The organism is Marinobacter sp. ST-43 (assembly GCF_030541085.1).
GTDB classification, from domain to species: Bacteria; Pseudomonadota; Gammaproteobacteria; order Pseudomonadales; family Oleiphilaceae; genus Marinobacter; species Marinobacter nauticus.
The window spans coordinates 34,369-61,094 of record NZ_JASSVO010000018.1; the positions used below are offsets into that span (position 1 = coordinate 34,369).

Consider the following 26,726-nt stretch of genomic DNA (forward strand, 5'->3'; position numbering starts at 1 on the left):
AGGAGTTGATCTTGTCCAAGCATGTCTTTTTCGTAACCTGCCCCAAAGGCGTCGAGTACCTCCTGGCCGATGAATTGAAAGAATTCGGCCTGAACCTTGTGCGGAATGCACCCGCTGGTGTCTGGGTTGAGGGCGAGCTGGAGAGTGGCTATCGGGCCTGCCTGTGGTCCCGTCTGGCGAACAGGGTGATTCTGAATGTGGCGGATGTGGATGCCCGGAGCGCCGACGAACTTTATGCCGGTGTCGTGGATCTTGACTGGCAGGCCCATATACCCGCGGGGGGGAGCTTCCGGGTAACGTTTCTTGGCCAGAACGAAGCCATCCGGAACACTCAGTTTGGCGCCCAGAAAGTGAAAGATGGCATTGTTGACAGCATTCGGGGTGCCGGTGCACCCAGGCCCTCGGTTGCGCCGAAAGACCCGGATGTCACGGTATCGGCGCGGTTGAACCGGGGCCGCTTGTCGTTGGGGATTGATCTGAGTGGTCACAGCCTTCATATGCGGGGCTACCGAACCGAAAAGGGTATCGCGCCCTTGAAAGAAAACCTTGCAGCGGCTTTGCTGCTGCGGGCAGGGTGGCCAGAGATTGCCGCTAACGGTGGTGACTTTGTGGACCTGATGTGCGGTTCCGGTACGCTGGTGGTTGAAGCTGCGTTGATGGCGCTGGACATTGCGCCGGGGCGGAAGCAGGAGCGGTTCGGGTTCGAAAAGTGGCCAGGACACCAGCCCGAGCTTTGGCTGTCGCTGCGCCAGGAAGCGGAGCGTCGGGCCCATGAGGGCAAGCAGGGGCGCATTCCCACTTTTTATGGTTTTGATCGGGATGGTCGCGTGATTGCGACTGCGGAGAAGAACATCCTGCGAGCTGGCCTGGAAGGTATCGTTCGTGTAGAAGCCAGGCCGATCTCCGAATTCACTCGCAAGAATGACTGGAGCGATACTGGCCTGGTGCTGACCAACCCGCCCTACGGTGAGCGGTTGAGTGAGCGCAAGGAACTGGCGGCCCTGTACCAGGCCCTTGGAGAGGTTGTGGCCCGGGAGCTCACCGGATGGCGCCTGGGGGTGTTCACCGGTGCGCCGGAGTTCGGAAAATCCCTCGGTTTGCGAAGCTTCAAGCAGTACAAGTTGTTCAATGGCAAGCTGCCGGCGCAGCTGTTGCTGTTCGATGTACAGCCGGAGAATGCCCGCACGCCCCGTGATCCGGCCGCGCCGGGGCAGATTATGCCTCGCATCGCCAACGCCGAACGGGCAGACATGCTGCGTAACCGTCTCAAGAAGAATCTGAAAACGATTGGCCAGTGGGCCAGGAAGCAGAACATTGGCTGTTACCGCCTATACGATGCCGATATGCCGGAATATGCCTTGGCGATCGATATCTACGAGGGGCGGGTGCATGTTCAGGAATACCTGGCCCCGAAATCCGTCGACGAAAAGGCAGCCAGAGAGCGCCTTGCCGAAGCCATGGCGGTGATCCCGGAAGTGCTTGAGGTCGCGCCGGAGGATCTGGTGTGCAAGCAACGTCAGCGCCAGACCGGTACCCGGCAATATGAAAAACAGGCGGCGACCGGCGAGTACTTTAACGTGCACGAGCACGGCTGCGCCCTGAAGGTGAACCTGAAAGACTATCTGGATACCGGCCTGTTCCTGGATCATCGCCCGGTACGTTACTGGATCCAGCAACATGCCAGGGGCAAGCGTTTTCTGAACCTGTTCTGTTATACCGGCGCAGCGACCGTGCACGCAGCGGTTGGCGGAGCCAGCCGCACCCTGAGCCTGGACATGTCCAAAACCTACGTCAGCTGGGCTCAGGATAACCTGGCTCTCAACTCGGCAGATCCGCGCAAGCATGTCGTCGAACAGGCAGACTGTCTGGCCTGGCTGGCAGACCGAAAAACCGCGAATCAGACCTTTGATCTGATTTTCATGGACCCGCCCACCTTCTCAAACTCAGCCCGGATGGCTGGCGTTCTCGATATTCAGCGCGATCATGCCGATCTGGTGCGGCAGTGCATGGCACGACTGTCCAGTGATGGCCTGCTGATTTTCTCCAATAACTTCCGTAAGTTCAGGCTGGATGAGGCGCTGGAGTCAGAGTTTGAAGTGAAAGAGGTGAGTGCCAGCACTCTGGACAAGGATTTTCAGCGCAACCCGAAAATCCATCGGTGCTGGCATATCCGGCATCAGAACTCGTAACGGATACCTGAGGAGAACTGGAAGGCATTGGCGCTGGTGTCCGTGTCTTCAAACAGCTTGCCGCCCTCGAAAACCAGGTAGGTGTTATCCATCAGTTCCAGGTCCAGGCCGGCCAGCCAGCTGAAGCTGAAGCTGCTGCTCGGGTAATCGCCCTCGATATCCCGAAACTGGGCATTGGCGTCGGCATCCCGGTTGTCGAGGGTTGCCTCCCCGCTGACATGGGTAAAGCCAGCCTGGGCATAGACATTGCCAAGCTCACCGATGGGGTAGTGCAGGCCCATGTACCAGCTGCCGAAGTAGTCGACGGCCAGGCTCAGGTCGCCACGGGAAATCTCGGCGTCTGCCAAGCCGCCCCCCAGCCTCACCTCTGCATGAATCAGGTCGCTCAGGTGGCCGCCAATCACCAGTGTCGCTGCCTGGCCCCAGCAATCCTCGTCGGATTGCCCGATGGAGCGGTGTTCAATGGCTGTCGCCAACAGTCCGACATAGTGTTTATCGGAGCGAGGGGTCTCCTGGCCAAAGGCGGCGCAAGAAAACAGGCCAAGCGCTATCAGGCTGGATGTGAGGAAACGGGGTGTGACCTTGTTCATTATTATCAGGCTTCCTGTCAGTAACGGTACTGACGCCCGATTCTGCCTTGTGTAACGCAATGTTACGCGGACTCATGTCACAGTTCCCCGTGATCAGGGGCCGGACCTCAATCCTCCAGGTAGCCTTCCTCACGGGCCAGCAACAGCAGGGAATATACGCCGTTTTCCGGCAGCTGCGGTTCAAGCCCTTCATCAAAGAGCAACTGCCGGCGGCGGTCTTCCAGTGCTTCGCTGTCCAGGCCGGTAATCAGCTCGGAAATGGGGGCGATTTCAAACGGGGCCTCCTGGCGAACGGCACTGAAGATCAGGTCTATCAGGATTTCGTCCGGATCCAGTCCATCCACGTATACGGTCTGGTCCGGCAGATCCTCGTGCAGCTCCCTGGCCAGTTCCAGCAGGGGTACCCCCTGTTCTTCCAGATACAGCAGGTCTACATCGCCCAGGTCGCCATCTTCGGGCAACCAGGCATCCTCCGGTGCAATTACCACGGTTTTCATCTGGCCGTCTGCAAGGGACCAGGCGATGGCCGTGGGAAACAGGGCGTCGTCGGTCTGGCAGTATTCGATATCCAGAAAGCGGGGTAGTGACACAGTGAACTCCGGAATCTTCGGTGAGTGCTTATGGCGGTGCGCAGCGTACCCGGTAGGAGCCGGCGCGGCTTCATGCCATACTGTAGCCGCCATTATCATGCAATCAGGAAGATCATGGAACACACTGAATTCAATAAAGACTTGATTGAGTTTTTGAATGCCTCGCCGACTCCGTGGCATGCGGTCAATACCATGAAAACGCGTCTTGAAGCAGCGGGATTTCAACCGCTGGACGAGCGCGAAGAATGGTCGTTGCAGCCAGGGCAGGGCTACTACGTAACCCGTAATGGCTCGTCTATTGTTGCCTTTCGTACCGGCACCAAGGATGTGGTCAGTTCCGGCATCCGGATGGTGGGAGCCCATACCGACAGCCCCTGCCTGAAGGCCAAACCGAACCCTGAGATTCGCCGCAAGGGCTTTTTCCAGTTGGGTGTGGAAGTGTATGGGGGCGTATTGCTGAACCCCTGGTTTGACCGGGATCTTTCTTTGGCCGGCCGTGTGACGGTATTGGACGACAACGGCAAAGTACGGGACACCCTGGTGAATTTCCGCAAGCCGGTGGCGATCATTCCGAGCCTGGCCATCCATCTGGACCGGGAGGCGAACAGCAGTCGCACCGTTAATGCCCAGACTGATCTTCCGCCGGTGGTTATGCAGGTGCCGGAAACCGATACCACCACCTTTGCCGAGTTGCTGAAACAGCAGATTGCCAAAGAATCCGGGCTGCAGACCAGCAAGATTCTGGGCTATGAGCTGAGTTTTTACGATGCACAGGGTGCAGCTCTGGTGGGGCTGCATGAAGAGTTCCTGGCCTCCGCACGGCTCGATAATCTGCTCAGTTGTTATATCGGCCTGCAGGCCCTGCTGGAAACCTCTGGTGACGAGCCGGCACTACTGGTCTGTAATGACCATGAGGAAGTGGGCAGTATGTCCGCCGAAGGTGCCCAGGGGCCGTTTCTCACGGCGGTGCTGGACCGCTGGTGTGGCGCCGGGAAAAGCCGTGCCATTGCTCGTTCCATGATGATTTCCGCGGATAACGCCCACGGTATCCATCCAAACTACGCAGACCGACATGATGAGAATCATGGGCCATTGTTGAATCAGGGGCCGGTCATCAAGGTAAACCACAATCAGCGTTACGCCACCAACAGTCGTTCCGCTGCCCTGTATCGCCACATCAGCGATGAACTGGGGTTGCCGCACCAGACATTTGTGGTGCGTAGTGACATGGGGTGTGGCAGCACGATCGGGCCGTTGACCGCGGGAAATCTTGGAGTGACCACGCTGGATATCGGCGTACCCCAGTTTGCCATGCACTCGATTCGTGAAATGATCGGTACACGGGATGGTTATACGCTGTTCCAGGTGTTGCGGGAGTTCATGCAGCGGGCCGAGGTTTTCTGAGGCCCAAAAGAAAAGGCCGCTGATATCTGATCAGCGGCCTTTCGGAATAAGTGGCTCCCCGAGCTGGGCTCGAACCAGCGACAAACGGATTAACAGTCCGTTGCTCTACCAACTGAGCTATCGGGGAACAGCATCAATGTGGCGCGCATATTAAGTACTTTAATCAGGTTCGTCAACCCCCTGAAATGAAAGGTCAAAATTTGCACAAAGCTAAGCTTGAAGCCTATCGTCCGCCGGTGTGGTTGCGTAATGGCCACGTCCAGTCGGTATGGCCGACCCTGTTCCGGAAAGTGACCCTGCCGGAACCGGAAACCGACATACTGGCCACCGACGATGACGACGAACTGCATCTGGACTGGTATCGCCAGGGCAGTGACCGGCTGGCGGTGATATCCCATGGGCTGGAAGGCCACAGCCGCCGGCCCTACGTGCTGGGTCTGGCCAGAGCATTGATGGCCGACGGCTGGGATGTGCTGGCATGGAACTTTCGGTCCTGCGGCGGGGTGATGAATCAACAGCCGCGCTTCTATCACAGTGGCGCCACTTCGGATCTGCATGCCGTCGTCAGTCACGCGCTGGGGCGGCGGTATCAGAACCTCTTCCTGTCAGGTTTCAGTATGGGAGGGAATCTCACGCTGCTGTACCTGGGCGAGCAGGGGGAGCGTGTGGACAGCCGTATCAGTGGTGCGGTGGCCTACTCGGTGCCTCTGGACCTGGCGGGCAGCGCGGACGTGCTGGCGCGACCCAGCCGGCGTATTTACATGCAACGGTTTTTAACCGATCTGCAGGTCAAGATGCGGGAAAAAGCTGAAAAGTTCCCTGATCTGATAGACGTTAGCGGTTTTGAAAATATCCGGAGTTTTCATGAATTCGATAATCGCTATACGGCACCACTGCATGGATTCCAGGACGCGGCCGACTATTGGGCCCGGTGTTCTGCTCTGTTCCGGTTGAGTGATATCCGGGTGCCAGCTCTGGTAGTGAATGCAGCAGATGACCCGTTCCTTTCGGCCCGCTGTTTTCCGGACAGTCGTCAGGTATTGGGACATCACGTCCAGATGGAAATCCCGAAGTGGGGTGGGCATGTGGGGTTTGTCCAACATGCCCGGGACGGTTACTACTGGTCTGAACGCCGAGCTTTAGGGTTTGTCCGGCAGGTAATCTGAGTAGTCAGCTGCTGGCCTGTTTGTTCAGCAGCGGTTCCAACTTTGGCCAGATGTTATCCAGCAGCCGGGGTTGTGCCTCTTCCGTCGGATGAATGCCGTCACCTTGCATCAAGCCGTCCTGATCGTAAATGCCGTCCAGAAAGAAAGGAACCAGGGGCGTATTGTATCGGTCTGAAAGAGTCGGAAAGATATCGGCGAACATGGTGGTGTAGCGCTGGCCGTAGTTTGGCGGGATCTGCATACCCACCAGCAAAGGTGTGGCGCCGATGCCGCGTACCTGCTCGATCATATTGGCCAGATTGGATTCAATCACATTGGGTGGGAACCCCCGCAGGCCGTCATTGCCGCCGAGCTCAATGATTACAATCGTGGGATCGTGGGTTTCCAGCAGACCTGGCAGGCGCCGCAGGCCACCGTCGGTGGTTTCGCCGCCGATACTGGCATTCACCACGGTCCAGTTCAGTTCCCGGCTGTTGATACGGTCCCTCAGCAGCTCCACCCACGCGGTTTCCGAGGGTACGCCGTGGGCGGCGCTCAGGCTGTCACCCACCACCAGCACTGTGTTCTGGCTGGCCAGCGCGGGCAAGGTGAGCAAGAACAGAGCCGATAGTACGATTGATCTGACGTACAGCGATATCGTATGCATAGTAAATTCATATACCCTTTACAGATTCAACGATACAGACAATGGAGTCACCGTGAACCAGATGACGGATCTCAGTAATACCGATAGCAACCCTATGTTGCGGGTGACTGATCTGACCCACCGGGTCAGCCTGGAAACCGATACGCTCACGATCTTGCAGGGGGTCAGTCTGGAAATCAATCGGGGAGAGTCCGTAGCCATCGTTGGTCGCTCCGGTTCCGGTAAAACGACTTTGCTTGGCTTGCTTGCGGGCCTGGATACACCCACGGAAGGCACCGTTGAACTGGATGGTGCGGTCATCAGCAAGCTGAGTGAAGATGAGCGTGCCAAACTGCGGGCCCGTCGGGTCGGATTTGTGTTCCAGTCGTTCCAGTTGCTGCCAGCGTTAACCGCGCTTGAAAATGTCATGCTACCGCTGGAACTGGGTGGCACGGAGGCACCGGAGCAGCGGGCCAGAGAATTGCTTGATCGTGTAGGTTTGGGGGAACGGCTGAACCATACCCCTCGTCAGTTGTCCGGTGGCGAGCAGCAGCGCGTCGCGATTGCGCGGGCCTTTGCCTCCGACCCCGCCATTCTGTTTGCGGATGAGCCCACGGGCAATCTGGACAACCGAACCGGACAGGCGGTATCTGACCTTCTGATGGACCTGAACCGGGAGCAGGGCACCACACTGGTAATGGTTACCCATGATGAACACCTTGCAGAACGTTGCGGCCGGCAGCTGCACATCGAGGCGGGAGTGCTGACTGAGCCGGATCTGGTCGGGGAGCCGGCACACTGATGAGAGCCTCCAACAAACTTATGTCCGTGAGCCGAGACTGGCGAGAGCGCGATGTTCGTGTGGTGCTGGTTGCGCTGATTATTGCTGTTGCCACCGTAGCCACGATTGCGCTGTTCGCCAGCCAGTTGCAGCGTACCCTGGTATCGTCTGCCAGCTCCTTTCTGGCGGCAGACCGGCAACTGGAAGCCGAGAACGGCCGTCCGATCCCACCGGAATGGTTGGAGAATGCCCAGTCCCGAGGCCTCGAAACCGGGCGCATGGTGGAGTTCTCCACCATGGTCTTCGGCGAAAGCGGGTTTCAGCTGGTCTCGGTCAAAGCCGTGAGCGACGAATATCCGTTGCGCGGCGAAATCGAGATCCAGTCCGGTGCTGCAGAGCCGAGACAGATTGTCAGTCAGGGCCCCGGCCCCGGCCAGGTGTGGGTGAATCCACGGTTGCTGCGTCTGCTCGAACTGGACATCGGCGATACTCTGGAAGTCGGCAATCTTAAACTGGAAATCACCCGCTTATTAATCCGCGAGCCGGACGGCGGCTTCCGGCTGTCATCACTGGCGCCACGGGTGATGATGCATGTGGACGATGTTGCCGGCACCGGTGTGGTCCAGGAAGGTAGCCGCGTGGAATATGTCTACCTGTTTGCCGGCGCCGAAGGTGTGCTTGAAGACTATTACCAGTGGCTGGAACCACAGCTGGAGCCCAGTCACGAGTGGGAAGGGGTCAGAGACGGTGAAACCTTCTCGCGCTCCCTGGAGCGGGCCGAACGCTTCCTGCTGCTGGGTGGCAGTCTTGCGGTGTTGCTGGCGGCGGTAGCCGTGGCGGTGGCCAGCCGGCAATACGCTCTGTCTCAGAGGGACACGGTGGCATTGCTGAAAACCCTTGGATTATCCAGCCGGGGCATTGGTGAGCTCTACCTGCGCCGCCTCACTCTGTGGGGTGTTGTTGGCGTGTTGGGTGGTCTGGCAGTGGCGTTACCATTGTTCTGGCTGTTGGTGCGTTTGCTGAGCGACCTGCTGGAACGGCCCGTTGATTTCTACCTGGATCCTTCCGCGTTAACGCCCTCCCTGTTAACGGCACTGGTTTCTCTATTCGCATTTGCCTATCCGCCCATTCGCCGCCTGCGTAATGTTCCCGCCATGCGGGTATTACGCTCCCAGCCCGGCGAAACCGGCCGGGAAGCCATTCCGGATATCCTGCTGGCGGTGGTCGCCGTGTTTGGGTTGGTATGGATGTACGCCGGCGAGCTGATGCTGGTGGCCGCACTTTTGGGCGGGCTGGTACTGCTGCTGGGTGTGCTCGGTCTGCTGGGGTGGGGCATGGTCGCCCTCTTGCGCAGAGTGAAGGGTGGCGGCAACTCCTGGCGCCTGGCCCTGGTGGGCTTATATCGGCACCGACGTGCCAGCATGGCGCAGATGGCGGTTTTTGCCATGACGCTTATGCTGGCTGCTACGCTGGTGTTGGTGCGTTCCTCCCTGCTGGACGACTGGCAGGCCCAGCTGCCGGACGACGCGCCAAACCATTTCCTGATCAACATTGCCCCGGATGCGGTGGATGATGTTGAGGAATTCTGGGCCACTCGCGGCGCGCCCCTGGAGACGCTTTATCCGATGGTTCGCGGTCGCCTGACCGAACTGAATGGCGAGCCGGTGAAAGAAGCGGTCAGCAAGGATGAGCGGGTTGGTGCGCTGAACCGGGAGCTGAATCTGACCTGGATGCCGGAGCTGCCGGAAGACAACCGGATTGTGGATGGCCAGTGGTTCGGGCCGGGCGAAACCGAGGGGGTTTCGGTAGAAGCTGAGCTGGCGGAGAAACTCGGTTTGCAGCTGGGTGATCGGCTGACCTTCACCATCGGCTCCAGCAAGGTGACCGAGCCAGTAACGAGTATTCGTACTGTGCAGTGGGACAGCATGAAACCCAATTTCTACATGGCCTTTCCGCCCGATGGCGGTCTGACTGGCATGCCCGCCACCTGGATTACCGCGTTCTATCTGAACCCGGACAATAAACTGGCTCTGAACGACTTCTCGCGCCAGTTCCCGACGGTCTCGGTGCTGGAGATAGACCATATCATTGATCGCATCCAGCAGATTGTGCAGCAGGTAACTCAGGCCATTGAGGCAATCCTGGCGCTGATTCTCGCGGCCGCCCTGGTGGTGATGGCAGCAGTTGTCAGTGCCACCCTGCGGGATCGTCAGAGGGAGGGGGCGTTGCTGCGAACCCTGGGCGGCCAGCAGTCATTGCTGGCACGCAGTACCATGCTGGAATTCGCACTGTTGGGGTTCTTTGCCGGCACGCTTGGTGTGATTGCGGCGGAAGGGGCGGTATATGCGCTCCAGGCCGGAATGTTCGAGGGCACTTTCCGCTGGCACTGGCAGGTGATGCTGCCAGTACCGCTGATTGCAGCCATTCTGTTGGCGTTGTTTGGCCGCTGGCAATTACGACCAGTGCTTAGCGTATCGCCGATGCTACTGCTTCGTCGCCTCGAGTGATCGGGTTTTAGCGATAGTTTGAGAGAATGGCGTCGAGTTCGCCATTCTCCTGGATATTTGCCAGCTCCTGGTTGAAGGCCTCGGCAAACGCTTTCCAGTCTTTACGCAGCATGATCCGGAAGCCGAACTGGCTGATTCCTTCCACAGAAGAGCGAAAGTGCTCGGTCAGTCCTTCGTTCCTGAGAATCCATTGCCCGACCAACCGATCCGCAAGCGCTGCGTGAAACTGCTCGCCATGCAGTACAAAGGTGAAAATCTCCCGATCTCTGGAGACGTCAAATCGCTTAATGCGATGATCTTTGAAATAGGGCTCGAGAAAGGGATAGTAGTATCCCAGTGGGGTGACAATCGTCTTGCCGTAGAGGTCTGCGGGGTGTTTGTATTCAAGCTCAGAGCTCTTCGGGAAGAAGAATACTTCCTCCACGTGAACGACCGGGTCGGTAAACAGGAACTTCTCCGGCTCTTCCGTCCACTCTATGGCCCTTGGCGTGCCGTCAATGTAGCCGTCGGCAAGCATAGGGTCTACCCGTTTTCTGGGGATTTTTACCGGTTCCACCTCGTAGCCCAGGCGGGGGACAATCAGGTTTACCACGTCCCACATAATACCGGAGGGCTTGCTGCCATCAACGATCAGATAAGGTGGGTAGCCGTTAGGAGAGATGTTGAAGCGGAACACCCGCTCCTGATTGTCCACTTCGGCAGCGGCATTGCCACTGAAAGTGGTTAGCAGGCTCAACAGGATCGCGGTAAAGGAGAGCTTGAAAAGGAGTTTCTTCATGGCGGAACTCTGGATAGGACAGGCCCATACGCTGGTTAGATCGATACCCGGCCAACTCCCTGCCAGAATGCCCGCTAAATATTACCTTCTTACTATTTTATTTCAATTATTGTGAATCTGACTTTAGGCTAACCCCGGCCAGAGAGGGCCGGGGCGAGATATGCCTCTGAGGTATCAGGCCCAGGCGCGACGAAGCACCGCCATGGCATCTTCGTGGCTCACTTCCCGGGGGTTGAACATGATCGAGCCGTCGTCCAGGGCCAGCTTGGCAATGCTTTCCAGCTGATTTTCCAGTACTTTGCCGGTTTCTTTCAACGTACGGGGCAGTTCGCAGCGCTTGTAGAGGGCATCCCGCAGTTTACGAATGGCGGAAATGCTGACCTCTGCGCGTCGGCTCGCGGGTGTGGCGGAATAGACCTCCGGGCCTTCCAGGTGCAGAAGCAGCTCGCCTAAAGGCTCGCGAATGCTCTCAAGGTTGAACTCCAGTACGTACGGGAGATACAGGCTCATGCACAAGCCGTGGGGCAGGTGGCAGATGGCTCCGGTAGCGTGGCCGAGAGAATGCACCAGACCCACCATGGAGTTGGAGAAGGCAATGCCCGCCATGGTGGAAGCCTGGGCCAGTTCCAGCCGGCCATCACTGTCTTTCGGGTTATCCATGACCGCAAGCAGGGACTGGCTCACCTTCTTGATGGCCGCCGTAGCATAGGCGTCGCTCAAGGGGTTCTTGGCCATGCAGGTGAACGCTTCGGTAGCATGGGTGAGGGCGTCCATGGCGGTGGCTGCCGTAATGTGGGGCGGCAGGGTCAGGGTCATACGCGGGTCGATGATGGCCGCGTTCGGCAGCAGGAATGATGAGGTAAACGGCAGTTTTACGCCTTTTTTCTCATCGGTGATGACCGCCACCGAGGTCACTTCGGAACCAGTACCCGCGGTGGTAGGTACAACAAAGAACGGCTTGAGGGGATGCTTGAGAACACCGGCACCACTGTATTTGGCAATATTGTCGCCGCCTTCAGACACCAGAATATTCACCGCCTTGCCGGTATCAATGGCGGAGCCTCCGCCCACTGCAATGATCGAGTCGCACTTTTCCTTACGGTAAACGCCGGCAATGTCTTTCACCACCGAGGTGGAGGAATCCGGCGGCACATCGTCGTAGATGGAGACAATTTCCAGCCCGCTTTCTTCGCAAGCGGCAATCACCGGGTCGAGAAGGCCCGCCGCGCGCACCCCTTTATCGGTCACAATCATGGGCCGCTTGGCTGCCAGCCCTGTCAGTTCATAGGGAATGTGCTCCAGCGCGGCTTTACCGGCAATCACTTTTACCGGGCAGAAGAACTCGTAGTATTTGTTGGTCATTATGCTCTCACTGTCTCGACAAATTGGGTGGCGACTTTCAGATAAATGCGGGCGGCACTGATGAGTTTTTCAGGCAGTTTGATGGTTGCCGGATATTCCTTGACTGCCCGCTCGGCAATCAGCTTGGGCAGGATGAAGGATTCCAGTCGGTTGAGAACCCGGGTCATCCGCACCGCGTAACTCACATCGCCATCCACCAGCATGCGATCGTTGGCAAAGGCAACGGAGGTCTTCTCCTGAAACGAAAGCACCAGGAAGGCATGGGCGATGTGCTTGAACTGTATCGAGAGGTCAACGGGACGCGGAGCCTCATCCCCGTGGAAAAGCAGCTTGCCGTTGCCGGTATGTTCTACGATGAGCTTCGGCCCGTTGGGCATCACCTGCATCTCGAACAGGAAGCCCTCTGGCAGTTCGCGGGTTTCGTTGCGGGTGGTTTCATCCACCTCGCTGATTGCCTGCAGCGCCCGCCCCATCACCTGGAACATCAGCTCTACATAGCTGCGCCGTGCGTGGGACATCATCGGCTGAAGTCGTTTTACCATCATGGTCGCCATCCGATTGTTGTTGGTTATCCTGATTTTTAGAGTTATTGCTCTAGAAGTCAATGCAATCGTTGACGCGGTTTTTGTGTCAGGTCAGCAAATGTGACAGCCATAAAAAAACCGGGCGTGTTGGCGCCCGGCTTTTTTCGACACAGCAAAGGCTTAGTTGCTGAGCTCGGCCAGCTTGCGTTGGGCTTCAGCCCCCACATCACCACCGGCTTCGGCGGCGGTGGAATAATAGGCTACCGCCTCACTGCGTTGGCCCTGTTGCCGCGCGATATCACCCAGTCGGAGATAGGCAATGGAAGTGGGTACCACCTGATTGGCTTTCTCCAGATGGTTTTTTGCCTTGCCAAGGTTGTTCAGCTCCAGTTCGTTCAAACCGCTGTACAGCTGATACTGGAACATCTCCGGATAAAGCGACACGGCCTTGTCGAAGTCGGCCTTGGCCTTCTCCGGCTGCTCCATGCCGCGATAGATCCGGCCGCGCAGGGCAAAGAACATGGCCTCCCGGGGCTCCAGCTTGATGGCCTTGTTGACCTGATCGAGTGCGGCTTCGAACTTGCCTTCCGACGCCAGCTTCATCGCTTCATCATGGGCATCGTAGGCCGGCTGAAGTTCCTTGAGCTTGGCGATACGACGCTGGTAAACATCCCGGCCGCGATAACCGCCGGAACCGATGTTCTGAACCAGTTCCTGGTTTTCCTGAACCCGTTTTGCAGAGGGCGGGTGTGTAGCGAACAGGCCATCCAGCCATCCGCTCTGGCGCCCTTCCGATAACTTCAGAAACAGCTGTTGCAGCTCCACGGCGGCTTGCGGATCATAGCCGGCTTCTTTCATATATCGGATACCGTAGGCATCGGATTCCAGTTCATCCCCCTGGCTGTATTGGGCCAGTGCCAGCTGTGCGCCCAGAGCCGCACCGCCCATGATCAGCCCGGCCCACTCATTATCGGAAAGAGCGAACCCCAGCCCGGCCACTCCGGCACTGATCAGCATGCTCTGTTGCATGCGCTGTACGCTGTGGCGAGCCGCGGCATGGACAATCTCATGGCCCAGTACGGATGCCAGCTGTGCCTCATCCTCCAGCTCTACCAGCAGGCCCCGGTTGATGGCTATCTTGCCGCCGGGCAGGGCCCAGGCATTGGGCACGCTGTTGTTGAGCACGACAAATTCATAGGGAAGGTCTGGTCGGTCACTCACGCGCGCCAGCTTCTGGCCCACATCACGCACATAAATGGAAAGTTCCGGGTCGATGTAGAAGCGGCCGCCCTGGGTCTGTTGTGTGGGGGTGTACTGTTCCGCCCCCAGTGCCAGCTCCTGGTTCTCTGAAATCAGAGACAGCTGCTTCTCTCCGGTTACCGGGTTCACAGAACACCCACCCAGCCCTGTCAGTGTGAGGGCGATTGCCGCTATCGCGATATATCTGGTCAACATTCCGGGTCTCACTTATGTCTCCTTAACGTTGGGGTAAGTTTATAGCACAGACCGGTTTCCGACGTCGGCACCGCCCGACAGACAGTGGTCGGCGCGCTCCCCTTGGCGTATCATAACGGAAGTTTTCGCCCTATTTATCTCCCCAATCCAGGCTTTTTTAACCACCCAATGAGCTACTATCTGGAATTTTTGGCACTGATCTGGTTTTTTGTCTGCTGGGGAGGGTACACCTGGTATTCGCGCAATCGCGCCAACTCTCGCTCGTGTCTGTCGAACACCCTGGATTTATACCGGGAAGACTGGATGCGGGTCATGCTCAAGCGTGAAAACCGCATTTCAGACGCCTCGGTTGTCGGCAACCTGGAACGCAATGGTGCGTTTTTTGCCTCCAGCTGTCTGTTGATTCTCGCCGGTATTATCACCGCCCTGGGGTATACCCGCGAGGCCATGGAGATTTTCGCCACCATGCCATTTTCCGCCGTACCCAGCCGGGAAATCTGGGAATTGCGATTGGTGGTGTTGCTGGTGGTCTTCATTTACGCGTTTTTCAAGTTCACCTGGTCCATGAGAATGTACAACTTCGTGGCCGTCATGATTGGCAGTGCGCCCCTGCCAGATGACAGCAAAACCAGCCCGGCAGCGAGGGAAGCCTTTGCCCGCAGCGCGGGAAACATCTGTAACCTGGCCGGCGACGCCTTCAACCTGGGGCTGCGTTCTTACTACTATGCGCTGGCGGTGGTGGCCTGGTTCATTCATCCGGTGGCCTTTATGGCCGCCTCAACCCTGGTGGTGTACGTACTCTACCGCCGGGAATTCCACTCAGACGCATTATCCGCCCTGCGGGACGGCAAGGTCTTCGAAGAGGCCATACCCGCCCGTGCCGACGCGGACGTGAAATCCAAGAGCTGATCTGCAGGACAGTCCTGAATGAATGATGAAACCCGAATAAACCGCGTTAACCGGTTTATCAGCACACTCAACCAGGCAAGGGAACTGGGTTTGAACGCAACGGATGCGGGTGAAGGTTACCTGGTCATGGAATTACCTTACAGCGACAAGATTATTGGCAACCCGGACACCGGCGTTATCCACGGTGGCGCCATCACCACCCTGATGGATACTGCCTCCGGTTCGGTAATGATCTGTGGTCTGGACGAATTTGAGCTGTGTCCGACCCTGGATCTCAGAGTGGATTACATGCGCCCGGCGGAGCCCCGGAAGCCGGTGTACGCGAGGGCAGAGACCTACAAGATCACCCGTAACATCATCTTTACGCGCTGCGAGGCCTATCAGGAGGGGGGTGAAACCATCGCCAACTGTGTGGGTACCTTCATGCGCATTGGCAAAGAAGCCACGCCGAAATCCTATCGCGACCTGATCACCGGAGGTGAGGAATGACCGACCCGGAAATTCTGCGCTACACCCAGGAAACCGGCGACTTCTCGCGCATGATGGAGAGTATCCCGTACGCCAGCTGGATTGGCCTGCAGTGCGACCGATTTGGTGATGACCTGATCTTCCGCCTGCCCGCAAAGGAAGAGAACCTGGGCAATCCGATCCTGCCTGCCATTCATGGCGGTGTGATTGGTGGTTTTATGGAAATGTCTGCGGCTATTTATCTGATTATGTCCCAGGACACCTTCCGCATGCCCCGAATTGTCGATTTCTCCCTCGACTATCTTCGGGCCGGCCTGAACCGGGAAACCTACGCCGAGTGCCGGCTTACCCGCCAGGGTAACCGCGTGGCCAATGTGATGATCTCCGCCTGGCAGAAGTCTCGCTCCCAGCCCATCGCTACCGCCCGCGCTCACTTCCTGCTCGAAGACTGATTTTGGGTGCTCGCCGGGGTTGAAATACTCCGGCCAACCCCCACTCTCTTGCTCATAAAACTGTTTCTTTATTTGTGACACAGCAGGAGACCAAACCAGCCATGACGGTAGAAGCCAACAAAGAGACCCTGGGATTCCAGACCGAAGTGAAGCAACTGCTTCACCTGATGATCCACTCTCTGTACTCGAACAAAGAGATCTTCCTTCGTGAGCTCATCTCAAACGCCTCAGACGCCGAAGACAAACTCCGCTTCGCCGCCCTGAAAGACGACAAACTCTACGAAAGCGATTCCGACCTCAGAATCCGCCTGGACTACGACAAAGATGCCGGAACCATCACCATCGCCGACAACGGCATCGGCATGAACCGCGACGATGTGATTGCCAACCTGGGCACCATCGCCAAGTCCGGCACCGCCGAGTTCCTCAAGCAGCTGTCTGGCGACGAGAAAAAAGACAGCAAGCTGATCGGTCAGTTCGGTGTTGGTTTCTACTCCGCGTTCATCGTGGCGGACAAAGTGGAAGTGTTCACCCGCAAGGCGGGCGAGCCTGCCGACAACGGCGTGCACTGGGAATCCAAGGGCGATGGCGAGTTCACCATCGAGCCGGTGACCCGCGAGCAGCGTGGTGCCGAAATCGTGCTGCACCTGAAACCCGAGGATAAAGAGTTTGCCGATGGCTGGAAGCTGCGCAGCCTGGTGAAGAAGTACTCTGACCACATCTCGTTCCCGGTGGTAATGAAGTCCGAATCGGAAGAAGAGGACAAGAAGGGCGAAGAAGAGACGGTAAACGATGCCACCGCCCTGTGGACCTTGCCCCGTACCGAGATCAAAGACGAAGAGTACAAGGAGTTCTACAAACACATCGCCCACGACTTCGAAGACCCGCTGACCTGGTCCCACAACAAGGTAGAAGGCAAGCTGGACTACACCAGCCTGCTGTATATCCCCAAGCGTGCGCCGTTCGATTTGTACAACCGGGAAGCGCCCCGTGGCCTGAAGCTGTACGTGCAGCGTGTGTTCATCATGGACGACGCCGAGCAGTTCTTGCCGCTGTACCTGCGCTTCACCAAGGGTGTGATCGATTCCAACGATCTGTCCCTGAACGTGTCACGGGAGATTCTGCAGAATGACAGTACTGTAGAAAGCATCCGTACAGCGCTGACCAAGCGGGTACTGGATATGCTGTCCAAGCTGGCCAAGAAAGGCGGCGACGAATACCAGGGCTTCTGGGACGAGTTTGGTACCGTTCTGAAAGAAGGTCCGGCTGAAGACTTCAGCAACCGCGAAAAAATTGCGGGACTGTTGCGCTTTGCCACCACCCATACCGGCGAAGCCACCCAGAACGTGTCTCTGGATGATTACATCAGCCGGATGAAGGAAGGCCAGAACAAGATCTACTACATCACCGGCGACAACTTTGCCGCCGCCAAGAGCAGCCCGCACCTGGAAGTATTCCGCAAGAAGGGGATCGAGGTACTCATCCTCTCTGACCGCATCGACGAATGGATGATGGGCTATCTGAGTGAATACGATGGCAAGCAGTTCCAGGACGTTGCCCGTGGTGATCTCGACCTGGGTGAAGTGGAAACCGAGGAAGACAAGAAGCACCAGGAAGAAGCCGCCAAAGAGCACAAGGATCTGCTGGAGCGCATCAAGACCGCTCTGGAAGATCAGGTGCAGGAAGTACGGGTAACCAACCGTCTGACCGATTCACCGGCGTGCCTGGTGGTGGGGCAGTTCGATATGGGCGCCCAGATGAAGAAGATCATGGAAGCCGCGGGCCAGAAGGTACCGGAGAGCAAGCCGATCTTTGAGATCAATGTGGATCACCCGCTGGTACAGCGGTTGGAAACCGAACAGGGCGAAGAGCGCTTCAAGGAGCTGTCTGCCGTTCTGTTCGATCAGGCCACATTGGCCAGTGGTGAGCAGTTGAAAGACCCGGGCGCCTACGTAAGCCGCCTGAACCGACTGCTGCTTGAACTGGCCAACTGAGCCAGGCGCGCCAATGCAGCAGATCATTGTGGACATCAGCATCAGCCCTGATGAGTGGATCAAGCTCTATCAGGGCGTGGCCACCGATGTTCACACCACGGCCCGGGACGGACGTTCTGTCCGCTTCCCGGCCCGTATCCTCTCCCGTTTTTTCCTCAACGACGGCGTACGTGGCAGCTTCCGCATCCTGTTTGACGATGCCGGAAAGTTCACCTCTATCGAGCGCCTTTAATCGATAAATAAAAGCTCTCGTAAATTTATTTTTAATTAATTGTTCCTCTTGAAGGCGTCGGCGGTAAGGTAACGGTGTTCTCGTTAACACAGGAGTTGCCCTATGTCAGCGTTGTCCTATCTCACATCGGTAGCATGGAGTGACTCTCTGGGAATTCTGGCGGATTACTGCGGGAATTATGCGATTGCCCAGTGAGTTACAGATTTGCCAGTGAAGCGGGAGAGTCGATAGTCCTTCACTATTCTGGCGGTAGGAAACATTCAAGCAGCCAACTGTGAATGATCTATATTGATAGTTGCTCTTGAATAAGAATCGCCTTTTTGCCAATGACGCAGAAGCAGGAGAGTACGATGAGTGAGACGAATTCTGGTGGTAAGTGCCCGGTTATGCACGGCGGTAGTACCGCCCACGCCCAGGACAATACCAACTGGTGGCCTGAGGCCCTGAACCTGGACATCCTGCACCAGCACGACCAAAAGACCAACCCCATGGGGGAAGACTTCGATTATCGCGAAGAGGTCAGGAAACTCGACTACGAAGCCCTCGAAAAGGACATGCACGACTTGATGACTAACAGCCAGGACTGGTGGCCGGCTGACTGGGGGCATTACGGTGGTTTGATGATCCGGCTTGCCTGGCACGCAGCAGGCACATACCGACTGGCCGATGGGCGTGGCGGCGGTGGTACCGGTAACCAGCGCTTCGCTCCTCTGAATTCCTGGCCTGATAACGGCAACCTCGACAAGGCCCGCAGACTTCTTTGGCCCTTGAAGAAGAAGTATGGCAACAAGGTGAGCTGGGCCGATCTGTTTATCCTGGCCGGCAACATTGCCTATGAATCCATGGGCTTCAAGACTTTCGGTTTCTCGTACGGCCGGGCAGACATCTGGCATCCGGAGAAAGATATCTACTGGGGTGCTGAGAAGGAGTGGCTGGCACCTTCCGACGAACGTTATGAGAACGTAGAGAAGCCAGACACCATGGAAAATCCGCTGGCAGCGGTACAGATGGGTCTGATTTACGTAAACCCTGAGGGCGTTAACGGCGTATCCGATCCGATCAAGTCCGGTGACCAGGTGCTGGAAACCTTCGCCCGTATGGCGATGAATGCGGAAGAAACTGCTGCACTGACAGCCGGTGGGCATACCGTTGGCAAGACCCACGGTAATGGTGATGCCGGCGCCCTTGGCCCCGAGCCTGAAGGTGCCGATGTGCACGAGCAGGGCCTGGGCTGGCACAACCCGAATATGTGTGGAAAAGCGGCTAACGCCATCACTTCCGGTATTGAAGGTGCCTGGACTACTAACCCGACCCAGTTTGACATGGGTTACTTCGAGTTGCTGTTTGGCTACGAGTGGGAGCTGAAAAAGAGCCCAGCCGGTGCCAACCAGTGGGAACCGATTGATATCAAGGAAGAGCACAAGCCGGTAGACGCCACGGATCCTTCCAAACGCCACAATCCGATCATGACCGATGCGGATATGGCCATGAAGATGCACCCGACTTTCCGGCCGATCTGTGAAAAGTTCATGAAGGACCCGGAGTACTTCAAGGACTGCTTCGCCCGCGCCTGGTTCAAGCTGACCCACCGGGATATGGGGCCGAAATCCCGCTACATCGGCCCGGATGTGCCGGCCGAAGATCTGATCTGGCAGGATCCGATTCCCCAGGGCGAGACCAACTATATCGAGGAAGTGGTCAAAGAGAAGATCGACGAAGCCGGACTGACCCTTAACGAGCTGATCACAACGGCCTGGGACAGCGCCCGTACCTTCCGCGGCTCCGACATGCGCGGCGGTGCCAATGGTGCCCGTATTCGCCTGGCCCCCCAGAAGGACTGGGAAGGCAACGAACCCCAGCGTCTGGCCAAGGTGCTGAAGGTTTACGAAAAGATCTCCGCTGATACCGGTGCCAGCATTGCCGATGTCATTGTGCTTGGCGGTAATCTGGGTATTGAAAAGGCTGCCAGAGCGGCAGGTTATCCGGTACACGTGCCTTTCCTGAAAGGTCGTGGCGATGCCACCGATGAGATGACGGATGCGGAATCTTTTGAGCCGCTGGAGCCGTTGGCGGATGGCTTCCGAAACTGGCAGAAAAAGGAGTACGTGGTCAAACCGGAAGAAATGCTGCTGGATCGGGCGCAGCTGATGGGCCTGACCGCACCGGAAATGACTGTACTGGTCGGTGGTATGCGAGTACTTGGTACCAACCACGGTGGCACCAAGCACGGTGTTTTCACCGATCGCGAGGGCCAGCTCACCAACGACTTCTTCGTGAACCTGACCGACATGTCGTACCGTTGGGTGCCGAAGGGCAACAATGTCTACGACATCGTGGATCGCAAAAGTGGTAGCACCAAGTGGACGGCTAGCCGTGTAGACTTGGTGTTTGGCTCCAACTCCATCCTGCGTTCCTACGCCGAGGTGTACGCTCAGGACGACAACCAGGAGAAGTTCGTGAACGACTTCGTTGCCGCCTGGGCCAAGGTCATGAACAATGACCGCTTCGACGTGAAGAAGTAAATCTGTAGTGATAAGCCGGGCATCCTGTTTCGGGATGCCCGGCTACCTATTTCCCCCCGAATTCCTTACAATCCGCTCCGCCTGATTTTTGATCAGCCGCACTCTGATTCACTTCTCTCAGTTTCTGGAGCCTTCATGCGAATCATCCTTGCCCCGATGGAAGGGCTGGTCGACGCACCCATTCGTGAAACCCTGACCAAGGTCGGTGGGATTGACCGGTGCGTGACGGAATTTATTCGCGTGACCCACGGCATGTTGCCGCCCCGGATTTTCTACAAGTACGCTCCGGAGCTGCACAACGGTGCGCTCACAGAAGTAGGTACACCCGTGGCCGTTCAACTGCTGGGCTCCAACGCCGACATGATGGGCCGTCACGGTGCCAAGGCTGCCGAGCTTGGAGCAGGGCAGGTGGACATCAATTTCGGCTGCCCGGCCAAGACCGTGAACAAACACAAAGGTGGTTGCGTGCTAATGCGCGAACCGGAGCTGATGTATGAAATCACTGCGGCCGTTCGCAAAGCCGTGCCTGCGGATATTCCGGTAACCGCCAAGATGCGCCTGGGCTATGACGACCGTTCCATGGGTGTGGCCTGTGGCCAGGCGTTGGAAGCCGCCGGGGCCTCGGAAATCGTGATTCACGCCCGCAGCAAAGTAGATGGCTACAAGCCGCCCGCCTACTGGGAAGAAATCGCCAGGGTACGCGAAGCCGTGAACAGCCATGTGATTGCCAATGGCGAAATCTGGACCGTGGAAGACTACTGGCGCTGCCGGAAAGTCTCCGGCTGCGACGATGTAATGATCGGCCGTGGCCTGATCGCCAGGCCAGACCTGGCGGCCCAGATCAAGGCCTCCCAGAGCGGTGAAACACGGGACCCCATGAGCTGGGCAGAGGCTGTCGTGCTGGTGCGGGAATACGCGGCCGCCCTGCAAACCCGCCTGGAAGACAAATATGTGACCGGCCGGATCAAGCAATGGCTCAATTACCTGCGCCAGGGCTTTGCCGAAGCCGAGGCGCTTTGGCCCCAGGCCCGTAAAATCCGGGGAGTAGCGCCGATGCTGGCCTGTCTGGATCAGACGTTAGATCTGCCGCAGCGCCACACCAACGCAGCCTAATTATCAGCTTCCATTGAGCCTGGCCCGTTTTTTCATGGCCGCCTGTGCTGCCCCTGCATTCTCCAGCTTTCCGGCCCAGGCTTTCTGGGCAGGTTCCTGCAGAGCCCGGCCATAGGAGAAACTCAGCTCCCAGGGATGGTAGCCCATGCTGTTCAAAGCATTGAGGTTTTCGGTGGATTCTTCCGGCGTTTGGCCTCCGGAAAGGAAGAAAATCCCCGGCACAGCCGGCGGCACCACTCGCCGGAAAACGCTGAGCGTCGCTTCGGCAACCTGTTCAGGTGTGGCTTTGCCGGATTCCTTGCCCGGTATCACCATGCTGGGCTTCAGCACCATGCATTCCAGGTTCACCCGGTGCCGATGCAGGGCCTTGAACACTTCCAGCAATACGTCTTCGCTAACTTCTGCAGCCCGCTCAATGGTGTGATTTCCGTCAATCAGTACCTCCGGCTCAACAATCGGCACAATACCCATCGACTGGCACACGGCGGCATAGCGGGCCAGCACCTCGGCATTGGATCGAGGGCAGGGTATCCGAGATATGGAACACATCCCGCCACTTGGCGAAGCGGGCACCCATGGCCTTGTAGTGCTCAAGCCGGGCAGCCAGGCCATCCAGCCCGTAGGTAATCTCGTCACCAGGAGCATTCACCAGAGGCCCCTTGCCCTGATCGACCTTGATACCCGGCACCATGCCCTGGCTGGCAAGGAGCTTGGGAATAGCAACGTCTTCCAGGCTCAGTTGTTCCAGGGTCTCTTCGTAAAGAATCACGCCACTGATGTGGTCGCCAAGTCCGGGCGTGGAGAAATAATGCTTCGGTATTCGCGCCGCGTGGCTTCCGTGGATTCAACGCCTACGGCTTTGAAGCGTTTGGCAATGGTCGGTGAGCTTTCGTCTGCGGCCAGAATACCTTTGCCCGGTTGCACCAGATCGGCAATGGTGGCGTTGAGTTCTTCCTGAATGGTCATGGAGCCTCCCTGAATCGGACTGGGGTTTGAGGATTCGACACAGCATGAGTTTAGCCGGTTATTTTGTGCCTGCTATTTGATCTGAGCTAAAGCAGCTGAGCGCTCCATCTTCTAAACTGATTGCATAACAAAACAACAAGGATGCCCGCGCCATGAAAACGGTCGTTAGTGTCAGCCAGGGATCATCGGAATACGATTACGAACTGGAAACCACATTCCTGGAACAGCCTTTCCGGATTATTCGGGTAGGCACGGATGGCAACCTGGAGCGTGCTGAGGCGGTGCTGGATTCCGTTTGCGGGGAGGCCGATGCCATTGGCCTGAGCATGATTCATGATCACTACCAGGTGGGCCGTGAACAGCTGGAACATCCCGATACGGCTCGCCTTGAGGCCTGTATTCCGGACAAACCGGTGACGACCGGTGCCGGCCTCCGGGGTATCTTACAGGAATGGGCGGTACGCCATACGCAGACTGAGCTGGGGCACTTTTTTGACAACGCCCGGGTACTGTTTCTGAACGGCCAGGCCGGCTACCGAATTGCCAAGGCGTTGTCTGAACACACCGACAACCTGTTTTTTGCCGATCCCTATCTGGATTTCGGCGTACCGAGATTGCTTACCTCCCTGCGCCAGCTGGAAACCTATACCTCGTTAACAGCCCCGGTGACCTTCCGCCCGGCAGCGGTCAAGCTCATTGAAGCGCTTCACAAAACACCGATTTACCGCATGGGCGAGAAGCTCATTCGTGGCTCGTTGCATGAGTCGGTAAAGGACTCCCATGTGATTGTGGGAGCCATGGGCGATCTGGAGGCCTTCTCGGAGAAAGAGCTGGACGGTAAAACCGTGATCACCTCCCGGGTCACCGAATCCGCCCTGGACTGGTTTCGCTCCCGCAAGGTGGCCATGGTGGTGGACTACAGCCCCTGGTTGGAAGGTCGACCCGTGGGCGTGAATGTGATGGAGGCGATGATCAGCGCGGCGATGTCCCGCACGCCGGAGCAGCTGGGCGCAGACGACTTCCTGGATGTTATTCAGACCCTGGGAATTGAGCCGCGGATTCTTTACCCCAACGGTTATCGGCGGGTAAACCGCTTCGCCTTCGTGATTCATCCGTTGTCTCAGCAGTACCTGACCAAAACCCCACCACTGGACTGGATTGCCAATGTCTCTCCACCCACCGTGATGAACCTGGTGGAGAAGGCTGTGGCTTACACACCGCCTTTCATTTATTCCAAGGTGAGCGGCATCAAATCCCCCACCGGAGATGAAGCCGAGGGATGGCTCATCACCGTAGGCGGCACGCCCAAGGAAATCATGGCCCACGGCCCGGAGTTTACCTACAGCCGGTTGTTGGCGGCGGCAAAACTGGCCAAGAAACTTGGGGCCCAGATTATGGGGCTGGGTGCCTTCACCAAAGTGGTGGGGGACGCCGGCATTACTGTGGCCAAACGCGCACCTTTACCGATCACCACGGGTAACAGCTACAGTGCCTCCGGCGCGCTCTGGGCCGCCCACGATGCCGCCAAAAAAGTCGGCCGCGTGAGTATTGGTAAGAGCGGCAAAATGGCGGGTAAGGCGATGGTAGTCGGGGCCACAGGCGCCATCGGTTCCGTGTGCGCGCGCCTGCTGGCCAAAGCCGTGGATGAAATCCACATGGTTGCTCCGGAGGCGGCGAAGTTACTGGCACTGAAGGAAAGCATCGAACTGGAAACACCGGGGGCCATCGTTCACGTCTCTGCCACCATGGATCGGGATCTTTCAGAAATGGATATGGTGGTTACCGCTACGTCCGGGGCCGGTAAACGCATCCTGGATATCATGCAGGTAAAGCCAGGCTGTGTGATTACCGACGTGGCCCGGCCGCTGGATATCCCGGCGGAGGATGTGGCCAAGCGGCCGGATGTGCTGGTGATCGAATCCGGGGAAATCGAGCTACCGGGAGACGTGCGCATGAAGGACATCGGCTTGCCCCGGGGTATCGCCTACGCCTGTCTGGCGGAGACGATTGTGCTGGCACTGGAGGCCCGGTTCGAGAATTTCACGCTCGGCCGTAACATTGAATGGGAGAAGGTGCGGGAGATCTACAAGCTCGGGCTCAAGCACGGCATGGAGCTGGCCGCCATATCCGGGGTGAATGGTGTGTTTACTGAGGAAGACTTTGAGCGGGTGCGGACTCTGGCCGAAGAGCCCGCTTGAGTCCAGGTCAGGCGTCGAGCTTCTTGCGCATCAGATAACGCAGGAACTGGGCGCCACGCACCGTGACTCGCTGTTCATCCACCACCTCAAAACCGTGGCGCTCGAAGAAGGGCCGGGCGACCACGCTGGCCTCGGTCTTGAGTTCTGTTACGCCCAGCTCTTTGAGCTGCTGTTCTGCCTCGTGATAAAGGGCAGAAGCAATGCCGCGACGGGCGTAGTTGGGAGCGGTGAATACCAGATCGATATGGCCATCTTTTTCATAGGAAATGAAACCGGCGAGATCTGAGCCTTCTTCTGCCACCAGGGTCTCCAGAGACTCCAGGCGCTCGCGCCAGGTATCCAGATGGGGTGTGCGTGAAGCCCATGCATAGCGCTGGGTTTCGTCGTAGGCACCGGCCGTGAGCTCGTGCACGGAATCGGTGAACAGGCGAACCACCGGGCTCAGATCCTGAATCCGGTATTTACGAATGGTGATCGAAGTTACGGTACTCATGTCGGTTCAGTGTGCACCTGTGTTGGAAAGCAGGTTGATAACCAATACGCCAGCTACAATCAGCAGCATACCGACAACCGCAGGAAAATCCAGCTTTTGACCGAGCAGTAACCAACCAATGAGCGAAATTAATACAATGCCCAGCCCGGCCCAGACGGCATAGGCAATCCCCACTGGAATCACCTTGATGGCCAGCGCCAGAAAATAGAAGGCCACACTGTAACCGATCACGACCACAACGCTCGGCATCAACCGGGTGAATCCGTCGCTGGATTTCAGTGCCGAGGTAGCAATCACTTCGGCCACAATGGCCAGACCAAGAAGCAGCCAGCTTTTCATAGAACGTGTTAAAACCATCACCAAGTGAATGAGGAGCTAAATAAACTGTGGTGGCTGAAACGGCTGTGCTGGTCACGCTAAGGCGTGCGCCACGGCTTGCTCCGCGTGGATGCGGGTGGTGTCGTAAAGCGAAATGGCAGTATCAGCCTGCTGCACCAATAAGCCGATTTCGGTACAACCCAGTATTACGCCTTGCGCTCCTCGTGCGGCCAGTGAGTCCAGCACCTGCAGATAGCCCAGTTTTGAAGGTTGGCGGATAATACCACGGCATAGCTCGTCATAAATGACGGTATGCACGAATTCCCTCTGCGCGTCACCCGGCACTAAAACCCGGATGCCACGGTTCTCCAGACGCTCCTTGTAGAACGCCTGTTCCATGGTGAATTTTGTGCCGAGAAGGCCGACACAATCGATCTCATCGCGATGAAGCGCATCAGCTGTCGCATCGGCGATGTGAAGCATGGGCAGGCCAGAAGCCTTCTCAATACTATCTGCCACTTTGTGCATGGTGTTCGTGCACAACACAATGAAATCGGCCCCTGCCGCGGCCAACGCCTTTCCGACCGCACCAAGAATTTCCCCGGTCGCCGCCCAGTCCCCCTGATGTTGCAGGGCTTCGATCTCGGCAAAATCCAAACTGTAGAGAACCAGTCGCGCTGAGTGCAGCCTGCCCAGCTCGTCTCGCACTCTCTGGTTGATCAACTGATAGTAGGTTTGGGTGGATTCCCAGCTCATTCCACCGATGAGACCTATGGTTTTCATAGTAGTGGCTTCTTCCTTTGAACAAATTGAACCAGGTAAGACTGCCTGGAATCCGCGCGGCTTCCGTCGAGTTCCCTGAGCTTTGGGGAAACCCTGATGGTATTGTCTTCAGCATGACTCTGTATAGAGGCTCCGGCACGGGAATCAAATTTGAGGTTACCTGAGGTGTAAATTGCTTGACCGAACCCCCCTCTGTCAGCCTAGTTGTCCAGTTGGCGATTTAGCCTGAATTTCACTAGTCGGGGCGGCATGGGAGCATTCATGCCACGTTATTCCGAAGAACGTAAAGCGGCCGTTTTGAATAAGT

At 57.4% G+C, this 26,726-nt stretch carries 23 protein-coding genes, 1 tRNA gene and 1 pseudogene; 13 read left to right on the forward strand and 12 right to left on the reverse strand.

Features of this window, described 5'->3' with window-relative positions:
- Positions 1 to 11: 11 nt before the first annotated feature.
- Complete coding sequence (gene rlmKL, locus QPL98_RS16290; RefSeq protein ID WP_286714959.1) at positions 12 to 2,189, forward strand: bifunctional 23S rRNA (guanine(2069)-N(7))-methyltransferase RlmK/23S rRNA (guanine(2445)-N(2))-methyltransferase RlmL; 2,178 nt, start codon at positions 12 to 14, stop codon at positions 2,187 to 2,189.
- Here the strand turns inward: rlmKL and QPL98_RS16295 are convergent.
- Positions 2,177 to 2,779 carry an outer membrane beta-barrel protein gene (locus QPL98_RS16295; protein ID WP_303293623.1) on the reverse strand — a complete coding sequence of 201 codons (603 nt, stop codon included), beginning with the start codon at positions 2,777 to 2,779 and terminating at the stop codon, positions 2,177 to 2,179. The genes rlmKL and QPL98_RS16295 overlap by 13 nt on opposite strands.
- 107 nt (positions 2,780 to 2,886) lie before the next feature.
- Positions 2,887 to 3,369, reverse strand: a complete 483-nt coding sequence (locus tag QPL98_RS16300; RefSeq protein ID WP_014421807.1) for a hypothetical protein — start codon at positions 3,367 to 3,369, stop codon at positions 2,887 to 2,889.
- 114 nt (positions 3,370 to 3,483) lie between these two features.
- Between QPL98_RS16300 and QPL98_RS16305 the strand changes: the two genes are divergently transcribed.
- Positions 3,484 to 4,773, forward strand: a complete 1,290-nt coding sequence (locus tag QPL98_RS16305) for a M18 family aminopeptidase (RefSeq protein ID WP_278350865.1) — start codon at positions 3,484 to 3,486, stop codon at positions 4,771 to 4,773.
- Between the two features lie 51 nt (positions 4,774 to 4,824).
- On the opposite strand, the gene QPL98_RS16310 is transcribed toward QPL98_RS16305, so the two are convergent.
- Positions 4,825 to 4,900, reverse strand: a tRNA-Asn gene (locus QPL98_RS16310).
- Positions 4,901 to 4,973: 73 nt separating this feature from the next.
- Between QPL98_RS16310 and QPL98_RS16315 the strand changes: the two genes are divergently transcribed.
- Positions 4,974 to 5,939, forward strand: coding sequence for a YheT family hydrolase (locus QPL98_RS16315; RefSeq protein WP_368389062.1), 966 nt, complete (start codon positions 4,974 to 4,976; stop codon positions 5,937 to 5,939).
- Positions 5,940 to 5,943: 4 nt separating this feature from the next.
- Here the strand turns inward: QPL98_RS16315 and QPL98_RS16320 are convergent, their stop codons facing one another.
- The gene (locus QPL98_RS16320; protein ID WP_278350867.1) at positions 5,944 to 6,585 is read right to left on the reverse strand and encodes an arylesterase; all 642 of its coding nucleotides are present in this window, start codon (positions 6,583 to 6,585) and stop codon (positions 5,944 to 5,946) included.
- Between the two features lie 61 nt (positions 6,586 to 6,646).
- On the opposite strand from QPL98_RS16320, the gene QPL98_RS16325 reads away from it, so the two are divergent.
- Together QPL98_RS16325 and QPL98_RS16330 are read left to right on the forward strand one after the other, a co-directional pair.
- Complete coding sequence (locus QPL98_RS16325) at positions 6,647 to 7,366, forward strand: ABC transporter ATP-binding protein (protein ID WP_228224743.1); 720 nt, start codon at positions 6,647 to 6,649, stop codon at positions 7,364 to 7,366.
- On the forward strand, positions 7,366 to 9,852 hold the full coding sequence (locus tag QPL98_RS16330) for an ABC transporter permease (protein ID WP_303293625.1): 2,487 nt from the start codon (positions 7,366 to 7,368) through the stop codon (positions 9,850 to 9,852). The genes QPL98_RS16325 and QPL98_RS16330 overlap by 1 nt, the downstream gene beginning before the upstream one ends.
- Positions 9,853 to 9,859: 7 nt before the next feature.
- Here QPL98_RS16330 and QPL98_RS16335 read toward each other — a convergent pair whose 3' ends face one another.
- The 4 genes from QPL98_RS16335 to QPL98_RS16350 form a co-directional block, all read right to left on the reverse strand.
- Positions 9,860 to 10,630 carry an ABC transporter substrate-binding protein gene (locus QPL98_RS16335; RefSeq protein WP_121206322.1) on the reverse strand — a complete coding sequence of 257 codons (771 nt, stop codon included), beginning with the start codon at positions 10,628 to 10,630 and terminating at the stop codon, positions 9,860 to 9,862.
- 174 nt (positions 10,631 to 10,804) lie between these two features.
- Positions 10,805 to 11,992 (reverse strand): iron-containing alcohol dehydrogenase, encoded by a 1,188-nt coding sequence (locus tag QPL98_RS16340; protein WP_303293626.1) that lies wholly within the window; start codon positions 11,990 to 11,992, stop codon positions 10,805 to 10,807.
- A complete protein-coding gene (locus QPL98_RS16345) occupies positions 11,992 to 12,537 on the reverse strand; it encodes a hypothetical protein (RefSeq protein ID WP_303293627.1) in 546 nt (181 codons plus the stop codon). Before QPL98_RS16345 ends, QPL98_RS16340 begins: the two co-directional genes overlap by 1 nt.
- A 159-nt stretch (positions 12,538 to 12,696) precedes the next feature.
- Positions 12,697 to 13,971 (reverse strand): M48 family metalloprotease, encoded by a 1,275-nt coding sequence (locus tag QPL98_RS16350; RefSeq protein WP_303293628.1) that lies wholly within the window; start codon positions 13,969 to 13,971, stop codon positions 12,697 to 12,699.
- Between the two features lie 168 nt (positions 13,972 to 14,139).
- Between QPL98_RS16350 and QPL98_RS16355 the strand changes: the two genes are divergently transcribed.
- The 7 genes from QPL98_RS16355 to QPL98_RS16385 all read left to right on the forward strand — a co-directional run bounded on the left by QPL98_RS16355 (position 14,140) and on the right by QPL98_RS16385 (position 21,661).
- Positions 14,140 to 14,880: a DUF599 domain-containing protein gene (locus tag QPL98_RS16355; protein WP_153741075.1), complete on the forward strand. Its 741-nt coding sequence runs from the start codon at positions 14,140 to 14,142 to the stop codon at positions 14,878 to 14,880.
- Between the two features lie 18 nt (positions 14,881 to 14,898).
- Positions 14,899 to 15,369 carry a PaaI family thioesterase gene (locus QPL98_RS16360; RefSeq protein ID WP_153741076.1) on the forward strand — a complete coding sequence of 157 codons (471 nt, stop codon included), beginning with the start codon at positions 14,899 to 14,901 and terminating at the stop codon, positions 15,367 to 15,369.
- Positions 15,366 to 15,800, forward strand: coding sequence for a PaaI family thioesterase (locus QPL98_RS16365; protein ID WP_011784563.1), 435 nt, complete (start codon positions 15,366 to 15,368; stop codon positions 15,798 to 15,800). Before QPL98_RS16360 ends, QPL98_RS16365 begins: the two co-directional genes overlap by 4 nt.
- 101 nt (positions 15,801 to 15,901) lie before the next feature.
- Positions 15,902 to 17,794 (forward strand): molecular chaperone HtpG, encoded by a 1,893-nt coding sequence (gene htpG / locus QPL98_RS16370; RefSeq protein ID WP_303293629.1) that lies wholly within the window; start codon positions 15,902 to 15,904, stop codon positions 17,792 to 17,794.
- Between the two features lie 13 nt (positions 17,795 to 17,807).
- Positions 17,808 to 18,026 (forward strand): DUF2835 domain-containing protein, encoded by a 219-nt coding sequence (locus tag QPL98_RS16375; RefSeq protein WP_011784565.1) that lies wholly within the window; start codon positions 17,808 to 17,810, stop codon positions 18,024 to 18,026.
- Positions 18,027 to 18,376: 350 nt separating this feature from the next.
- Positions 18,377 to 20,548 carry a catalase/peroxidase HPI gene (gene katG / locus QPL98_RS16380; protein WP_199451800.1) on the forward strand — a complete coding sequence of 724 codons (2,172 nt, stop codon included), beginning with the start codon at positions 18,377 to 18,379 and terminating at the stop codon, positions 20,546 to 20,548.
- A gap of 135 nt (positions 20,549 to 20,683) precedes the next feature.
- Complete coding sequence (locus QPL98_RS16385) at positions 20,684 to 21,661, forward strand: tRNA-dihydrouridine synthase (protein WP_199451801.1); 978 nt, start codon at positions 20,684 to 20,686, stop codon at positions 21,659 to 21,661.
- Positions 21,662 to 21,664: 3 nt separating this feature from the next.
- Here QPL98_RS16385 and QPL98_RS16390 read toward each other — a convergent pair.
- Positions 21,665 to 22,627: pseudogene (locus QPL98_RS16390) on the reverse strand (class I fructose-bisphosphate aldolase).
- A gap of 152 nt (positions 22,628 to 22,779) precedes the next feature.
- Between QPL98_RS16390 and QPL98_RS16395 the strand changes: the two are divergent.
- The gene (locus QPL98_RS16395; protein ID WP_303293630.1) at positions 22,780 to 24,825 is read left to right on the forward strand and encodes a dehydrogenase; all 2,046 of its coding nucleotides are present in this window, start codon (positions 22,780 to 22,782) and stop codon (positions 24,823 to 24,825) included.
- A 7-nt stretch (positions 24,826 to 24,832) separates the two neighbouring features.
- Here QPL98_RS16395 and QPL98_RS16400 read toward each other — a convergent pair whose 3' ends face one another.
- The 3 genes from QPL98_RS16400 to QPL98_RS16410 form a co-directional block, all read right to left on the reverse strand.
- Positions 24,833 to 25,318 carry a GNAT family N-acetyltransferase gene (locus tag QPL98_RS16400; RefSeq protein WP_014421789.1) on the reverse strand — a complete coding sequence of 162 codons (486 nt, stop codon included), beginning with the start codon at positions 25,316 to 25,318 and terminating at the stop codon, positions 24,833 to 24,835.
- 6 nt (positions 25,319 to 25,324) lie between these two features.
- A complete protein-coding gene (locus QPL98_RS16405) occupies positions 25,325 to 25,657 on the reverse strand; it encodes an SMR family transporter (RefSeq protein WP_023008167.1) in 333 nt (110 codons plus the stop codon).
- A 72-nt stretch (positions 25,658 to 25,729) separates the two neighbouring features.
- Positions 25,730 to 26,419: an aspartate/glutamate racemase family protein gene (locus QPL98_RS16410; RefSeq protein ID WP_303293632.1), complete on the reverse strand. Its 690-nt coding sequence runs from the start codon at positions 26,417 to 26,419 to the stop codon at positions 25,730 to 25,732.
- Positions 26,420 to 26,726 lie beyond the last annotated feature (307 nt).

Coding starts and splice junctions, on each gene's coding strand:
- QPL98_RS16325 (WP_228224743.1), top strand. CDS start 6,647: ATGACGGATCTCAGTAATACCGATAGCAACCCTATGTTGCGGGTGACT.
- QPL98_RS16385 (WP_199451801.1), top strand. CDS start 20,684: ATGCGAATCATCCTTGCCCCGATGGAAGGGCTGGTCGACGCACCCATT.
- QPL98_RS16305 (WP_278350865.1), top strand. CDS start 3,484: ATGGAACACACTGAATTCAATAAAGACTTGATTGAGTTTTTGAATGCC.
- QPL98_RS16400 (WP_014421789.1), bottom strand. CDS start 25,318: ATGAGTACCGTAACTTCGATCACCATTCGTAAATACCGGATTCAGGAT.
- QPL98_RS16405 (WP_023008167.1), bottom strand. CDS start 25,657: ATGAAAAGCTGGCTGCTTCTTGGTCTGGCCATTGTGGCCGAAGTGATT.
- QPL98_RS16345 (WP_303293627.1), bottom strand. CDS start 12,537: ATGATGGTAAAACGACTTCAGCCGATGATGTCCCACGCACGGCGCAGC.
- katG (WP_199451800.1), top strand. CDS start 18,377: ATGAGTGAGACGAATTCTGGTGGTAAGTGCCCGGTTATGCACGGCGGT.
- QPL98_RS16295 (WP_303293623.1), bottom strand. CDS start 2,779: ATGAACAAGGTCACACCCCGTTTCCTCACATCCAGCCTGATAGCGCTT.
- QPL98_RS16375 (WP_011784565.1), top strand. CDS start 17,808: ATGCAGCAGATCATTGTGGACATCAGCATCAGCCCTGATGAGTGGATC.
- QPL98_RS16365 (WP_011784563.1), top strand. CDS start 15,366: ATGACCGACCCGGAAATTCTGCGCTACACCCAGGAAACCGGCGACTTC.
- QPL98_RS16350 (WP_303293628.1), bottom strand. CDS start 13,971: ATGTTGACCAGATATATCGCGATAGCGGCAATCGCCCTCACACTGACA.
- QPL98_RS16410 (WP_303293632.1), bottom strand. CDS start 26,419: ATGAAAACCATAGGTCTCATCGGTGGAATGAGCTGGGAATCCACCCAA.
- QPL98_RS16330 (WP_303293625.1), top strand. CDS start 7,366: ATGAGAGCCTCCAACAAACTTATGTCCGTGAGCCGAGACTGGCGAGAG.
- QPL98_RS16320 (WP_278350867.1), bottom strand. CDS start 6,585: ATGCATACGATATCGCTGTACGTCAGATCAATCGTACTATCGGCTCTG.
- QPL98_RS16360 (WP_153741076.1), top strand. CDS start 14,899: ATGAATGATGAAACCCGAATAAACCGCGTTAACCGGTTTATCAGCACA.
- QPL98_RS16355 (WP_153741075.1), top strand. CDS start 14,140: ATGAGCTACTATCTGGAATTTTTGGCACTGATCTGGTTTTTTGTCTGC.
- QPL98_RS16395 (WP_303293630.1), top strand. CDS start 22,780: ATGAAAACGGTCGTTAGTGTCAGCCAGGGATCATCGGAATACGATTAC.
- htpG (WP_303293629.1), top strand. CDS start 15,902: ATGACGGTAGAAGCCAACAAAGAGACCCTGGGATTCCAGACCGAAGTG.
- QPL98_RS16335 (WP_121206322.1), bottom strand. CDS start 10,630: ATGAAGAAACTCCTTTTCAAGCTCTCCTTTACCGCGATCCTGTTGAGC.
- QPL98_RS16340 (WP_303293626.1), bottom strand. CDS start 11,992: ATGACCAACAAATACTACGAGTTCTTCTGCCCGGTAAAAGTGATTGCC.